The sequence below is a fragment of the Ensifer adhaerens genome, assembly GCF_001270265.1.
GTDB lineage: Bacteria > Pseudomonadota > Alphaproteobacteria > Rhizobiales > Rhizobiaceae > Ensifer > Ensifer adhaerens_B.
Window position 1 is genome coordinate 11,845 of sequence record NZ_LGAP01000031.1, and the last position, 14,388, is coordinate 26,232.

At 61.2% G+C, this 14,388-nt stretch carries 13 protein-coding genes; 9 read left to right on the top strand and 4 right to left on the bottom strand.

The genetic code is table 11. The annotated features are described in order from the left end of the window. Positions 1 to 195 precede the first annotated feature (195 nt). Both AC244_RS28840 and AC244_RS28845 read left to right on the top strand, forming a co-directional pair. Positions 196 to 990, top strand: coding sequence for a transporter substrate-binding domain-containing protein (locus AC244_RS28840; RefSeq protein ID WP_234717053.1), 795 nt, complete (start codon positions 196 to 198; stop codon positions 988 to 990). Positions 991 to 1,176: 186 nt separating this feature from the next. Further along, complete coding sequence (locus tag AC244_RS28845) at positions 1,177 to 2,730, top strand: M81 family metallopeptidase (RefSeq protein ID WP_234717054.1); 1,554 nt, start codon at positions 1,177 to 1,179, stop codon at positions 2,728 to 2,730. A gap of 112 nt (positions 2,731 to 2,842) precedes the next feature. On the opposite strand, the gene AC244_RS38360 is transcribed toward AC244_RS28845, so the two are convergent. Next, positions 2,843 to 3,313 carry a DUF1214 domain-containing protein gene (locus AC244_RS38360; protein WP_321166241.1) on the bottom strand — a complete coding sequence of 157 codons (471 nt, stop codon included), beginning with the start codon at positions 3,311 to 3,313 and terminating at the stop codon, positions 2,843 to 2,845. Then, a complete protein-coding gene (locus AC244_RS28850; RefSeq protein ID WP_234717055.1) occupies positions 3,277 to 4,239 on the bottom strand; it encodes a DUF1254 domain-containing protein in 963 nt (320 codons plus the stop codon). Before AC244_RS28850 ends, AC244_RS38360 begins: the two co-directional genes overlap by 37 nt. A 220-nt stretch (positions 4,240 to 4,459) precedes the next feature. On the opposite strand from AC244_RS28850, the gene AC244_RS28855 reads away from it, so the two are divergent. After that, complete coding sequence (locus AC244_RS28855) at positions 4,460 to 5,110, top strand: glutathione S-transferase family protein (RefSeq protein WP_053252264.1); 651 nt, start codon at positions 4,460 to 4,462, stop codon at positions 5,108 to 5,110. Positions 5,111 to 5,166: 56 nt separating this feature from the next. Here the strand turns inward: AC244_RS28855 and AC244_RS28860 are convergent, their stop codons facing one another. Continuing rightward, a complete protein-coding gene (locus AC244_RS28860) occupies positions 5,167 to 5,655 on the bottom strand; it encodes a RidA family protein (RefSeq protein WP_053252265.1) in 489 nt (162 codons plus the stop codon). A gap of 198 nt (positions 5,656 to 5,853) precedes the next feature. Here AC244_RS28860 and AC244_RS28865 point away from each other — a divergent pair, with 198 nt between their 5' ends. From AC244_RS28865 to AC244_RS28880, 4 genes are all read left to right on the top strand, one after another. Continuing rightward, entirely contained in the window at positions 5,854 to 6,549 is a 696-nt protein-coding gene (locus AC244_RS28865; protein ID WP_053252266.1) for a TetR/AcrR family transcriptional regulator, read from the top strand. Between the two features lie 195 nt (positions 6,550 to 6,744). Beyond that, positions 6,745 to 8,232 carry a nucleobase:cation symporter-2 family protein gene (locus AC244_RS28870; RefSeq protein WP_152976152.1) on the top strand — a complete coding sequence of 496 codons (1,488 nt, stop codon included), beginning with the start codon at positions 6,745 to 6,747 and terminating at the stop codon, positions 8,230 to 8,232. A gap of 311 nt (positions 8,233 to 8,543) precedes the next feature. After that, positions 8,544 to 9,149 carry a deaminase gene (locus tag AC244_RS28875; RefSeq protein ID WP_053252267.1) on the top strand — a complete coding sequence of 202 codons (606 nt, stop codon included), beginning with the start codon at positions 8,544 to 8,546 and terminating at the stop codon, positions 9,147 to 9,149. Positions 9,150 to 9,419: 270 nt separating this feature from the next. Next, positions 9,420 to 11,324 (top strand): adenylate/guanylate cyclase domain-containing protein, encoded by a 1,905-nt coding sequence (locus tag AC244_RS28880; RefSeq protein ID WP_053252268.1) that lies wholly within the window; start codon positions 9,420 to 9,422, stop codon positions 11,322 to 11,324. Positions 11,325 to 11,415: 91 nt separating this feature from the next. On the opposite strand, the gene AC244_RS28885 is transcribed toward AC244_RS28880, so the two are convergent. Continuing rightward, on the bottom strand, positions 11,416 to 12,006 hold the full coding sequence (locus AC244_RS28885) for a TetR/AcrR family transcriptional regulator (RefSeq protein WP_053252269.1): 591 nt from the start codon (positions 12,004 to 12,006) through the stop codon (positions 11,416 to 11,418). Positions 12,007 to 12,168: 162 nt separating this feature from the next. Here AC244_RS28885 and AC244_RS28890 point away from each other — a divergent pair, with 162 nt between their 5' ends. Then, the gene (locus AC244_RS28890; protein WP_053252270.1) at positions 12,169 to 12,591 is read left to right on the top strand and encodes a RidA family protein; all 423 of its coding nucleotides are present in this window, start codon (positions 12,169 to 12,171) and stop codon (positions 12,589 to 12,591) included. Positions 12,592 to 12,955: 364 nt separating this feature from the next. Further along, positions 12,956 to 14,356 carry a M20 family metallopeptidase gene (locus AC244_RS28895; RefSeq protein ID WP_053252271.1) on the top strand — a complete coding sequence of 467 codons (1,401 nt, stop codon included), beginning with the start codon at positions 12,956 to 12,958 and terminating at the stop codon, positions 14,354 to 14,356. Positions 14,357 to 14,388: the final 32 nt, after the last annotated feature.

Sequence of the window (14,388 nt, forward strand, 5' to 3'; positions counted from 1 at the left end):
TGGCTGGGATTATTTCTTTGACATTGCGAAGCGGTGCCGCATCCCCCATTGTCGATGAATAATAAAGCGAAAACGCAACAACGATCGGCTGCAAATTCAGGGAATATCGAGCGAAATCCGCATTGGGCGCTGCCCGATGCGCGGATTTGCGGGGATCTCCCGGGAGGCACCGAGAAGAACGAAAAAGGGAACGATATGAAAAAGAGGTTCATGAGTGCGGCCGCATTTTTCTTCGCGTGCGCGCTATCAGGCACCAGCCTTGCGGCGGACAAGCTGGCGATCGGCACGGAAGGCGACTATGCGCCCTTCAACTATGTGACGGCGAGCGGCGAGATCAAAGGTTTCGACTACGATATCGGCCAGGCGGTCTGCGCCGAAATCAAGGTGGAATGCGTGTGGAGCACCAACGAGTGGTCCGGCATCATTCCCGCGCTTCAGGCCAAGAAGTTCGACGTGATGATCGCCTCTATGGCGATCAACGAGGACCGCAAGAAGGAAGTCGACTTCACCAAGCCCTATTATTTCAACGCCATGCGCTTCATCGCCCGCAAGGACCTCGGCCTGACCCAGGTTTCGCCCGAGGCGCTGAAGGGCAAGGTGATCGGCACCCAGTCCGGCTCGGTGGCGGTCGAGGCGCTGCAGGAGTTCTTTCCCGATAGCGAAGTGAAGCTCTACCCGACGCTGAGCGAAGTGTTCCTCGACATGGCCAACGGCCGCCTCGACCTCATCCTCGAAGGCCAGATGGCGTTGACCGACTGGTTGGCCAAGGACGACAGCGGCTGCTGCGATTTCGTCGGCGACAGCTTCATCCTCGACACCGCGCAGGGCAATGCCATGGCGGTGCGCAAGGGCAACGAAGATCTGCTCGCCAAGCTCAATACCGGGCTGGAGGCGATCATGGCGAACGGCACCTATGAGACGATCCGCAAGCAGTATTTCGACTTCGACATCATGGCCCGGCCGAAGAGCACCAGCGAATATTTTCGTTAGGGCGAAAAAACGCCAACGCGTCGGCGCCGATGTGCGCAGACGCTGGCATGTGGTTCGCATCTAGCTCCTTGCATCAGGCGAACGCCTGATCGCCAGGCGAGCGCCGGGGTGTTCGCGCTTCCCCGGCGCTTGCAGTGCCCGGCGTCCGCCGCGCCGATCGATCTTCTGCCATGACCGAAAATTAAAATGAAAGTGCATGAGATGAGCTTCAAGGTCGCCGTTCTCGAGTTCAACCAGGAAACCAACACGTTCTCGAAGCTGAAGACCGGCTTTAAAGACTTTGAGATGTGCCACTATTTCAGAGGTGCGGCGATCGAGGACAATTGCCGCGGCACCAATTCGGAAATCGGCGGCTTCATCGACTGTTGCGATCGCTATGGCTGGGAGCCGGTCTATACGGTGGCCGCAAGGGCCGAGCCCGGCGGCCGCGTCGATGAGGCGACGCGCCTGCGCTTCGTCGCAGACGTGACGGCGGCACTCGACGGCCAGAGGCTCGATGGCGTCTTCATCGTCTTTCACGGCGCCATGTGCACGGAGACGGCCGACGACGCGCAGATCCAACTGCTTGAGACGGTGAGGGGCATCGTCGGGCCGGACCTGCCTGTTGCTGCCACCTTCGACCTGCACGCCAACTCCGCGCCGGAGATGGCCGCCCTTCTCGACATTGCGGTGTCGTTCCGCACCTATCCGCATGTCGACATGGCCGAATGCGCCCGCAAGGCCGGGGCGCTGCTGGAGGCGGCGATGCGCAAGGAGATCACGCCCGCCATCGCCATCCGCCAGCCGCCGATGATCAACGGCTGCAACGACGGCCGCACGACCCATGCCTGCGCCATGACCGAACTGCTTGAGATTGCCGATGCGATCGCGGGCGAGGACGGCATTCTCGCGACCTCGATCAATGCCGGCTTCTACGACGCCGACATTCACAACACCGGGCCTTCGGCGGTGATCTGCTACGACAGGGCGAGGGTCTCAGACGCCGATGCGATCGCTCATGCGGAACGGCTCTGCGACGAGATCTGGCAGCGGCGCGAGCATCAGGACCAGCAACTGCCGCTCAACGCGCTGCCGGGCGCCATCGCCGAACATTTTGCCGCGAAACGGAAGGCCGGGCCGTTGGTGATTGCCGATTTCTCCGACAATCCCGGCTGCGGTGCCTACAGCGATTCCACCTGCTTGCTCACGGGCCTGCTGCAGGCGGGCGTTACCAACGCCACCTTCGGGGCGATGTGCGACCCGGCAGTGGTGACTGACTTGATCGAGGCGGGCCTCGGCGCCGAGCGCGAGGTGACGCTCGGCTGCAAGATCGATCCTGCGGTCGGCGGCGGGCCGATCCGGGTGAGGGGCATGGTGCAGGCGATCTCCGATGGCCGGATCATCTTCGAAGGGCCGATGTTTCAGGGGCTGCCGGCGTCGCTCGGTCCGAGCGTGCGCTTCCATGTCTCCGGCATCGACATCCTGATTTCGAGCGAGCGGCAGCAGCTGCTCGACCAGAACCTGTTTCGCGCCGTCGGCATCGAGCCCGCCCGTTACGACATCGTCGTCGTCAAGTCGCAACAGCATTTCCGCGCCGCCTTCGGCCCGATCGCCTCAGAGATCATCGAGGTCGATGCGGATGGTTTGAGCACCGCCAACATCGGCGCGCGGAGTTACAGCCGTGTGAGGCGGCCGGTCTATCCGCTGGACCGCGAGGCGGAGATTGTGACGGCGGCCGCCTCTGCGGATGTCCTGGCGTGACGGCGTGATTGCCGGGTGACCTGCTGTCGGCGGCAATGGGGCAATGTCTGCTTCGACCGCGCCTGCGCCGAGCGGAACAGGCGCCAACCATCGCGCCAACAACGACCCTGTCCTACCTGGATTTCGTCACGGGCGGTGGTGCCCAGTTCCCTTCCAAAAACTCTTCGCGTGGCGAGTAGAGGCGCATCAACAGAGTAAACTGCCCCTGGCCCACAGGCAGCCAGTTCGTCTCCTTATCCTTGCCGGGCGACTCCGACTGAATATAAAGGTCGGTGGAACCATCGGCGTTGACCGCCATTTTGTCGCGGTCGCCAATAGCGTAGCGGTTGAGCGGGTTGGGCATGAAGTATCCCTCGCCGTCGTAGGCCGTGACTGACCAAAAGCCATCGACGGGCGGCAGCTTGCCTTTGTCGAAATGCAGAGTGTATTTGTTGCTTCCGTCCAGCGGCTGGCCTTCACTGTCGCTGGACAGGGCGGGGTAGACAGCGTCCTGCGCAAGGTTTTCCCCAACGCAGCATTGGGCGATAGCCGCTCGGTAGAGATAGTCTACGCCGTATGCTCCGCTCCTGGTCGTATGACCCAGCCTTTGCCGCCAATGCCGGCGGCCTTGTTGCCTTCGGCTGCTACCAGAGCCTTGCCATCGGCGTAACCTCGCTGAAAAGCCTTTTGGATGTTTTCAGGGGCAGCGCTCAGGTCGAAGCTGCCGCCGACGTGAATTCCGGCACGTTCGAAACGATGCAGGATGGGGTAATCGACCTGGTTCGGGGGATCGTCTTTCAGCAGTTCTGCAAACCGGCCGTAATACGCTGCCGCATCCATGCGATCCACGATAACCGGCGGAGGCGTCTTCATGTCGATCGAGGGGTCAACGATGCCCTTCGGCGGCACATATTCCTTCTGGCCCCATGCCGACAAAGGTATCAGCTTGTATCCGTCCTGGACCTTGTGGACGCTTTCATAGTCCGTTGCACCGTTGGTCTTGGTGCGACCGATAATCCACACGAACCGGGTCGGGCTTTTGATGACCTCAAGGCCCGATGGCACATTGCCAGTCCATTGCGGTCCGACAACGAGGAAGTCTCGCGGCGTGTTCGCACCTGTCGTGCGGGTTCCCGGAACGGCGAAAACGTCCGTCCATAGGCTCAGCATCGGCAACATGAAATAGCGATCGGTCGCTGGCACGGACAGGACCATGGGTTCTGCCATCAGATCGAGCGTCGCTGCCGAATACAGAGTGTCGACGTTTTCCCGGATAACGATCTTGTCGGCTGGCTCAGGGAAAGCTCTGGCATGATGGAACTGATTTGGGGGGCCGAATGCGTCACCATCCTTGGGTTCTGCAAAGTTGCTCAGCTTTTGCAGGGTCGCGTAGGTCAGCATCATCGGATAGGCATAAACATACGCATCCTTGGCGATAGCGTAAGCTTCCTGATCGGAGAGGGCGCTGTCCTGTGCGCAAGCAACATCTGGCCGGGCTGCCAAGCCAGCCGCGACAAGACCAATGGCCAACAGACAATTCTTGATCATCCACTTCCCCTGTATCCAAACCCACGGCAGGTTTTAATAGAGCCACAAGTTGCGCCTCCTGCAAAGTAACAACTTTGCTGAACGTACGGAACGCATCCTTCGATCTGTGTTCAAACGGACCGCGAGGATTATCTTGAGAATGGAGTGTCGGAATCTCGTTTAGCCAATCGTCTTCAAGACAGGCAAGCTATGGAGAACAGCGATGACGATTACCATTACCGCCTTTGAACGATCTCCCGATCGCGGCAAGGGTCTGGGGCGTGACATGCGCGTCCGCTGGGCGATCGAAGAAGTGGGCCAGCCTTACGACGTTCGTCTTGTTTCGTTCAAAGCGATGAAGCAGCCCGCGCATCTCGCGCTTCAGCCTTTCGGGCAGATTCCGACCTATGAAGACGGCGATCTGGCCCTGTTCGAGTCAGGGGCCATCGTGTTCCATATCGCGGAGCACTATCCGGGCCTGCTGCCGGACGATGCGAATGCCCGGGCGCGCGCGATCACTTGGATGTTTGCCGCGCTCAACACCGTGGAGCCGCCGATCGTTGATCGCGAAGTCGCCAGGTATCTGGAAGGCGACAAGCCCTGGTATAAGGAGCGCCTGACTGGCGTCGATGAACGCATCCGTAAGCGGCTGGACCAACTTTCCGGTCGACTTGGCGATGCCGACTGGCTCGACGGCGAGTTCAGCGCCGGTGACCTCCTTATGGTGACGGTGCTGCGCAGATTGGAAGGTTCGGGCATTCTGAACGAATATCCGAACCTTTCCGCCTACATCGCCCGCGGCGAAGCGCGGCCCGCCTACAAGCGTGCTTTCGACGCTCAGTTGGCGGTTTTCACTGCCGCATCCTCCGGCTGACAAGGGGCCGCCCATGTTGGCCCGACGACATTCCCCATATGTACCCGTCGCCGCCACTATTTCAGAATGACGACGGCTTCGACCTCGAAGAGCATGGGGTCAATTGCAAGCTTGTGGACAGGGATCAGCGTCTGTGCCGGCAATGCCTCGCCGAACATGTCCTTGACGTTCCTGGTCAAAACCTCAAGCTTGGACATATCGTGATCGACCACGAAGACCGTGAGCTTGGCGACCTGATCCGGTTTTGCGCCGAGCGCATCGAGGGCGGTGCGCAGATTTGCATAGGCCTGCTTAACCTGGACAGCGAAGTCCGGCGACAAGGCTCCAGTGCTGTCCTGGCCACCCTGTCCTGAGATATAGGCCAGCCGGGCTTCGCGGGGCACAATCACCGCGGTGCTGTAGCCATTCGGCGTCGGGTCGTAGAGGTTTTGCGGATTGACGATGGTCAGCTTGAGATCATTCTCATTCGCTGTCGTCGCCGTGGGAATTGCCATGGTCATGATGATTAGCCCTCCGATAAGCAGATGCTTGATTGCGCGTGACATAATTTTCTCTTGGCTCCGGGGACTGCGAGCAACGTACCCTCGCGGCCCGCAGGATTGACCTTTAACTCATCGCTCATATGATTGACTCGTACGGCGTACTATTCAATTGCATCGTACAGTGTACGATGTCAACTGTTGAGCATCGACATCCCCAGTGTTGTCGGCTTAAATCGACGTTCTGATCAGCAGGGAAGACGGATGGCAGGCAAGCGTAGCGGCACTCAGAGCAAACGGCCTCAACGGAAGAGTGCATCACTCCAATCTGGGCAGGAGCCGCGCAGCGAACCGCTTCTCTCTCTGGAACGGATCGTGGCGACCGCTATAGAACTGCTGGACGCCGAGGGGATCGACGGATTGAAGATGCGTCGGCTGGCCGATCGCCTCGGATCGGGCGCGATGAGCCTGTATTGGCACGTCGGCAATAAAGAGGAGGTGTTTGATCTGGCGCTCGACTCGGTGCTCGAATATCGCGGGCTGCCTGAAATAGTGGCGTCTCAAGACTGGCGCGGGCAGGTCGTTCACATGCTCGAAGACTGGCGCGCCGTCATGCTGCGCCATCCCTGGTCGGCATCGCTGTTGCCGCGCCGGGCGCTCGGCCCGAACATCCTCAGTCGCCTGGAACTCATGAGCAAGACCTTGTCGAGAGCCGGTGTAGCGGACGCAGATCTGAACGTCGCGATATGGTCGCTCTGGAACTATGTGATCGGCGCTACCACCACCCGGGCGAGCTTCGACCTCTCGGACGAGGACAGGGCCGCCGGGCAGCAGCGCCTTACACGTCTCAGCGAACGCTACCCGACAATCGAACGCTCTCGTCTGCTGTTGGATAGTGATTGGGACGGCGTTTTCAGGAAAGGCCTCGACTTCCTGCTTGATGGCCTTGCTCCGAGATAACGAACACGCGTCATTCCTCTACAGCGACCTTTGCGCGTCTGATAAGACGCGCGGCGCTGTAGTCCCGTGGGTGATCTGCGCCAAGTATTCCCGGTCAATTTCCGAAAGGTGTTTCGCTTTTTTTAGGAAGGCAAGATCTGCCCTCCTTCAGTAGCGTTTGCTCCACCCCGCGGGAGACGGGGCAGTGGCAAAGGTATGGAGGAGTTTACCTTGGCAACCCATTCAGAGGAAAATGCACTACCCCAGAATCCCGAAGACGAACGGCTGAGCCTTGGCGCCAATCTCGCCTATGGCCTCCAGCACGTGCTGACCATGTATGGCGGCATCGTTGCCGTTCCGTTGATCCTGGGCCAGGCGGCGGGCTTGAGCTCCGGCGATGTCGGCCTGCTCGTCACCGCTTCGCTCTTTGCCGGTGGCCTCGCAACCATCCTGCAGACGATCGGCGTGCCTTTCTTCGGCAGCCGCCTGCCGCTGGTGCAGGGCGTTTCGTTCTCGGGTGTCGCGACGATGATCGCGATTTCCGGCAATGGCGGCATTCCGGCGATCCTGGGCGCGGTCATCGCGGCCTCATTGATCGGCCTTTTGATCACGCCGGTGTTTTCGCGCATCACCCGGTTTTTCCCGCCGCTCGTTACCGGCATCGTGATCACCACCATCGGGCTCACGCTCATGCCGGTGGCTGCCTTCTGGGCCATGGGCGGGAACAAGGCGTCGCCAGACTTCGGAAGCACCGCCAATATCCAGCTCGCGGCGGTTACGCTCATCATCGTGCTGCTTCTGAGCAAGCTTGGCAGTGCATCGATATCGCGGCTTTCGATCCTGCTTTCGATCGTGATCGGCACGGGCATCGCCTATGTCGCCGGCATGACCGATTTCTCGCAGGTGGCGAACGGGCCTGTCTTCGCCCTGCCGAAGATTTTCCACTTCGGCTATCCCACCTTCGAGCTTGCGGCGATCATCTCGATGCTGATCGTCATCATGGTGACGCTGGTCGAAACCTCGGCCGACATTCTCGCCGTCGGCGAAATCGTCGAGACCAAGGTGGATTCGCGCCGGCTCGGCGACGGTCTGCGCGCCGACATGCTGTCGAGCATTTTGGCGCCCGTCGTCGGCTCGTTCACCCAGAGCGCCTTTGCCCAGAATGTCGGCCTCGTGGCGGTCACCGGCGTCAAGAGCCGCCATGTGGTGGCAACGGGGGGTGTGTTCCTCGTGGCGCTCGGCCTGCTGCCGGTCATGGGGCGCATCGTTGCCTCGGTTCCGACCTCGGTTCTCGGCGGCGCCGGCCTAGTGCTCTTCGGCACGGTTGCGGCCAGCGGCATCCGCACGCTGTCGAAGGTCGAATACAACAACAACATGAACCTCGTGATCGTCGCGACCTCGATCGGCTTCGGCATGATCCCGATCGCAGCCCCCGGTTTCTACGAGCATTTCCCGGCCTGGTTCGCGACGATCTTCCATTCGGGCATCAGCTCGGCCGCCCTGATGGCGATCTTGCTCAACCTGCTCTTCAACCACTTCACCGCAGGAAATTCGGACCAGCAATCGGTGTTCGTCGCCGCAACGGAGCGGACGATCCGCTACCAGGACATCGCGCGGCTGCATGACGGCGACTACTTCCTCAACGGCAAGCTCTATGACGTCAAGGGCACCGAGGTGCCGCTGATCGCGGCGGAGGCGCATTGAATCGGCTAACTCATTGACGTTACGCAATTCCGGACGGAAAACCGCTTCACACTTTTCCTGGAATTGCTTTGAAACCACGCAATTCCGGGCGGAAGTCGCTTCGCACCTTTCCTGGGATTGCTCTGGAACCCGCAATCCCGGACGGAAAACCGCTTCGCACTTTTCCTGGGATTGCTCTGAAACCCGCAATCCCGGACGGAAAACCGCTTCGCACTTTTCCTGGGATTGCTTTGAAACCCGCCATTCCGGGCAGGAAACCGTTTCCTGCTTTTCCTGGCGTTGCTCTGAAATTCAACAAAAGGATAACGGCAATGACACAGCAGACGAACAACTACGAACTTCTCGATGCGCTGCTTAGAACCATGGAGCGCGGCATCATTCCGGCAACGGAAGCAGGGGTGGCGGCGGGAAACAAGATCTTCGGGGCCGCCCTCATGCGGAAGTCCGATCTTTCGACCGTTCTCGTCGAAACCAACAACGAGACGGAAAACCCGCTGTGGCACGGCGAAGTGCACACGCTGAAGCGCTTCTATGAAATCGAGGGTACCGACCGCCCGGATTCGCGCGATCTCATCTTCCTGTCGACGCACGAACCCTGCTCGATGTGTCTTTCGGCGATCACCTGGGCGGGCTTCGACAATTTCTATTATTTCTTCAGCCACGAGGATTCCCGCGACAGCTTCTCCATCCCCCACGACCTCAAGATCCTGAAGGAGGTCTTCACGCTCGAGCCCGGCGGCTACAACCGGACGAACGCTTTCTGGAAGGGCCAGTCGATCCACGCGCTGATCGACCGTCTTCCAGAGCCGCAGCGCGAAGAGCTGAAGTCCCGCGCCGGGGCCATCCGGGCGAAATATGACGAGCTTTCCGACGTCTACCAGGCGAGCAAGGACGACAACGCCATTCCACTGAACTAGAGCGCCGTGCGTTCAGACGAACGCACTAAGGACGCTCTAGTACTTTGATTCTAGAGCATCTCGTCCGCTTTCAGTGACTCCACTTGAAAGCGGGATGCTCTAGATCTGAACGCGCGGCGCTCCAGGCCGCGAGCGACCTGCCAAACACCGGACCATTTCATTGTCTCATCGATTCAATGAAATGGTCTATTTCTTTGAAAGAATGCGCATTCCTGCGAACAGGAGCAGGTGGTACGTTCGCCGACTACAGTCGCGTTTCGGAGAAGTTTCGTGCGCTGGTCCAAGCCCCTCAGAGTGCATCTCAGTGTCCTGGTCGTCGCCTTGCTCCTCTGCACGGCGACGCCGATCATCTGGATGGCGTTCAGCCAGGGGAGGCAAGCGGCCATTCTCGCAGGCGAAAAGCACATGCACGAGATGAGCCTGCGCCTGATCGAGGGGTACCGGAATGCGCTCGAAGGCGGCAGAGAAGCGGTCGCACTCGCCTCCGCCGTACCGCAGCTCGGTGCCGCGCCGCCACGGGATCTGGAGGCGAAACAGCAGTTCTTTCTGGAAGCCCTGCGAAGCGTCCCCAACGCGACGAGCGTCTATGCCGGCTACCCGGATGGCTCGTACCTGCAGGTGATCAACGCTGAAAGGGACTATGTTCGCCAGAGCCTGGCGGCACCGGCGGGTACGGTCTTCGCCGTCAGGATGCTCGCGCATGGACGAGACGCGAGCATCGTATCGACACTTCGGTTCCTCGACGGCGAAGCACGGCCGATCGGGGAGCGCGCGTTCGAGCAGACGGCCTTCGATCCGCGGCAACGGCCCTGGTATCAGGCCGCCGTTCGAAGCCAGGAGCCGGTTTCCGTCGGTCCCTATGTCGCCGGAACGCTGAGGGTCCCGACGCTGACGCTCGCTTCCGCCATGAAGGCCAATCCGCAGATCGTGGTTGGCGTCAACATTCATCTTCAGACCGTCAGCCGCCTGCTCGATGCGCGGGAGATCTCGCCGAGGGCCCGATCCTATATCATCGGTAGCGACAACGCTCTCGTGGCCCATTCCGATCCGGCCGTCATGAGCAGGATACTGGGAACATGGTCGGGCAGTCGCACTGCCGACATGCACGGTCTGGACGCCAGCCTGGACGTCGTGGCGCGGCTGCGGAAGGATCCCGCCTATGCGGGCGGCGGTCTCGCTGAAACCGATTTCGCGGGCGAGCGCTATCTGGTTCAGATCGCCCCGGTGAGCGTCGCCGGTCTGTTCAAGGGCAGTTCGGTCGCAATCGTCGTGCCGCTGCAGGACCTGGTGGCGCAAGCCAATCGGCTGCTCGCCCGCAACCTGATGATTGCCGCCGGCTTGCTGGTGGCAGGTGCGGCCGGATCGGTCATGCTGTCCCGCGTGATCAGCCGCACGCTCTACCGGCTGGCGGACGAGGCGCGCCGGATCGGCGACCTGAACTTCATCGGCAAGGGCGCGCCCCATTCCTGGATCAGCGAGATCAACACGCTCGCAGGCGCACTTGCCGCAAGCCGGCATGCGATCAGCCAGTTTGCCCTCTACGTTCCGCGCGAGGTGGTCCGGCGGATCGTCAATCCGAAGGGGGAGGCGGTCGTCAACGCCACGCGGCAGGAGGTGACCGTGCTCTTCACCGATATCCGCGACTTTACGACCATATCGGAACAGCATTCGCCGGAGGACGTGGTCGACATCCTCTCCGCCTACTTCGAACTGTTGAACACGATTGCCGAAGAGCACGCCGGCACGGTCGTGCAATATCTCGGCGATTCCCTGTTCGTCATGTGGAACGCGCCCGTTCCAGATCCCCGCCACGCCGAAAACGGCTGTCATTGCGCGCTGGCGATGAAGGCGGCCGTCGATCGCCTGAACGAGGCCAACCACCAGACCGGGCGACCCAAATTGTTCACCCGCTTCGGATTGCACACCGGCCCGGCCGTCGTCGGCAGCTTCGGGGCGGTTTCCCGCCAGCAATACACGGCCATGGGCGACACGATCAACGTCGCCTCCAGGCTTGAAGGATTGAACAAGGAATTCAACACATCGATCCTGGCGGGCGGAGCCGTGCACGACGCCGTAAGCGATGTCTTCGACTTCCGCGCGATCGGGCTTGTGCCGGTGAAGGGGCGCTCCGAAAAGGTCGATCTGTGGGAACTGATGGGGGAGAGACGCGGCTAGCCCATGGCCGCAGGCCCGCACCCGCACTGCTGCCGTTTTCCGATCCAAGGCCGCCTTGCACGCGCGACCGGTGCCGAGGCGGCCGCTTGGCTCAGTGGTCCGCCAGCAGGCCGGTGGCCATGGAGCGGAAGGCGTCGATCGCCTTCGGCAGGACATCCTTTGGATTGTCGCTGGCGGCGACCCAAAGCGCGGCATTGAGCGCTGCGCCACTCAGGAGCCTCGCCGCCGCTTCCGCATCGACCGGTTTCAATACGCCTTTCTCCAGTAGCTGCTCCACGGATCGCTTTGTGGCCAGCAGGCAGCTATTCTGGCTGGGCCATTTCGAGGGATCGCCGAGCACCGCCGGTCCATCGAGCAGCACGATCCGCTGGACCTCGGGATCGAGCGCCATCTCGATGTAGGCCGCTCCCTCCGCGAGCATTCCCTGCCATGCACTTTCGGCCTTGGCGCCGATCTCCTTGGCGCGCGCCGCCATTTCGCCGTCGATCTGGGTGACGACCGCGGCCAGCAGCCCGCGCTTGTCACCGAAATTGTGGTAGAGCGCGCCCCGGGTCAGGCCGACATCGGCGGTCAACTCGTCCATCGAGGCCGCGGCATAACCCTTTTCGGCGAAGGCCTTTCGCGCGGCCGATATCAGCTTGACGCGGTTTTCCTCCATCGTCTCCTGGCGACGTTTGGCCATTCTGTCCTCATTTTCGTATACGTGGCGTATATGAAATTGACATACGCCGCGTCTTTCGATATTTCGTATACGTGGCGTATATCAAATGAAGCGGATTTTGTGAAGCTCTGCCAAACAGCGCTCATCCGCTTCGACGCCTTACAATTCAGAGAGGCCAGACAAATGACTTCACGCGACGCAATCTTTCCCGCCAACAGGCATGCGCTTTACGAGGCGCACGGCTATTCCGCCGCGATCCGCTCTCAAGATCTGCTGTTCGTCTCCGGCCAGGTCGGCAGCCGCGAGGACGGGTCGCCCGAACCGGAATTTGCCCGCCAGGTCGAGCGCGCCTTCGACAACCTCCGGGCAACGCTGAAGGCGGCCGGCTGCACCTTCGACGACATCGTGGATGTCACGACGTTCCACACCGATCCCGAGAACCAGTTCGGGACCATCATGGCGGTCAAGAACCGGATCTTCAGCGAAGCACCTTATCCGAACTGGACGGCCATCGGCGTCAACTGGCTCGCCGGCTTCGACTTCGAGATCAAGGTGATTGCGCGGATTCCCGAGGGTGCTCGTGCCGAGCGCGAGCGGGCAGCCTAAACGCTGTCGGGGCTTTGGTGGCAATCTGCAGCTTGTCGTGGTTGCGCACCGCATGGATCGCGACAACCTTGCCGCCCTCGTTTCGAGGGCGGTCGATTGAAGCTCGCGGTAGCCCTGAAGAGTGATCCCACGGAACGCGTGCTTCGTGTATGCTGCTCGCGACCCGTGTGCTCGCGACAGGCCCGCTCGTCACCGACGAGCAGCAATGCCAGACCTGACTACGGCGACGCGCGTCTTATCAGACGCAAAGGTCGCGGTAGCACTTTGAAATGCTGCGTCGGCATGAATGCGGGCTGGTCGGTCGTGAAGGCGGGCAAGCGCTCTGCCGCATAGAGTTCCGAGAATTTTGAGGGGGCTTGAAACCATGACTCGCGACCAAGCCATAGCCAGGGCAGAGGCCTACTTCGATTCAGGTGCCTTCCGCAGCGATCTCGCACGCCGGGTCGGCCTGCCGACGGAGAGCCAAAACCCTGATCGGGCGTCGGTGCTAGCCGAGTACATCGATGGGGAAATCAGCCCCGCCTTCGAGGCGCTCGGATTTTCCTGCCGCAAGTTTTCTCAGAATGGATGGCCATTCCTCTATGTCGAACGCATCGAGGATGCTGGGCTGCCGACCGTCTTGGGATATGGACATGGCGACGTGGTGCGCGGTCTCGACAAGGACTGGGACGAGGGGCTCTCGCCCTGGCAGCTCGTCGAGCGCGAGGGAAAATGGTTCGGCCGTGGCACGGCCGACAACAAGGGCCAGCATTCGATCAATCTCGGGGCGCTTCGGGCGGTCCTGGAGACACGTGGCAAACTCGGTTTCAACGCCAAATATCTCATCGAGATGGGCGAGGAGAAGGTCTCTCCCGGCCTGCGCGAGCTGGCCGAGGCGCACAAGGAGCTGTTCCGCTCGGACGTCCTGATTGCGTCCGACGGTCCCAGGCTCTCGGCCGCGCAGCCGACGGTCTTCCTTGGCTCGCGCGGCACGATCAGCTTCGATATCTGGATCGACGCGCGCAAGGGAGGGCATCACTCGGGCAACTGGGGCGGCCTGCTTTCCGATCCGGCAATCCAGCTTGCCCACGCCATATCGAGCCTCGTCTCGTCGAACGGAAAAATCCTGGTGCAGGAATGGCTGCCCGAGGCGCTCCCAGACAATGTGAAGCGGGCGCTCGCCGATTGCGAGATGGAAGATGACGAAGACGCCAGGATCGACCCTGAATGGGGCGAGCCGGGTTTGTCGCCTGCGGAAAAGGTGTTCGCGTGGCCGTCATTCACGGTGCTTGCCTACGAAGCTGGAAACCCGAAAACGCCCGTCAACGCCATTCCGCCGCGCGCGTGGGCTCGGTGCCAACTGCGCTTCGTCGTCGGGGTCGACGTGGACGATGTCCTTCCGGCGCTGCGCCGGCATCTCGATCGCTGCGGCTTCGCGGCGGTCCAGATGGCCAAGTCGAGCGAGGAGACCTTCTACGCCACCCGCCTCGACCCCGACCATCCCTGGGTGACCTGGACCGTCGACTCGATCGCCCGCACCACTGGAAAGAAGCCAGCAATATTGCCGAACCTCGGCGGTTCACTGCCGAACGACATCTTCTCGGAAATACTGGGACTTCCCACAATCTGGATTCCACACTCCTATCCCGGATGCTCCCAACATGCGCCGAACGAGCATCTTCCCCTGTCTATTGTTCGAGAGGGCCTCGCGGTGATGGCCGGCGTCTACTGGGACCTCGGCGAAAGTACGCCGCAAAGGGCAGCTGCCCGCGGGGAGGCAGACTAACCCGGCCGGTCGCTGAACCTTGGCGCGCGGCA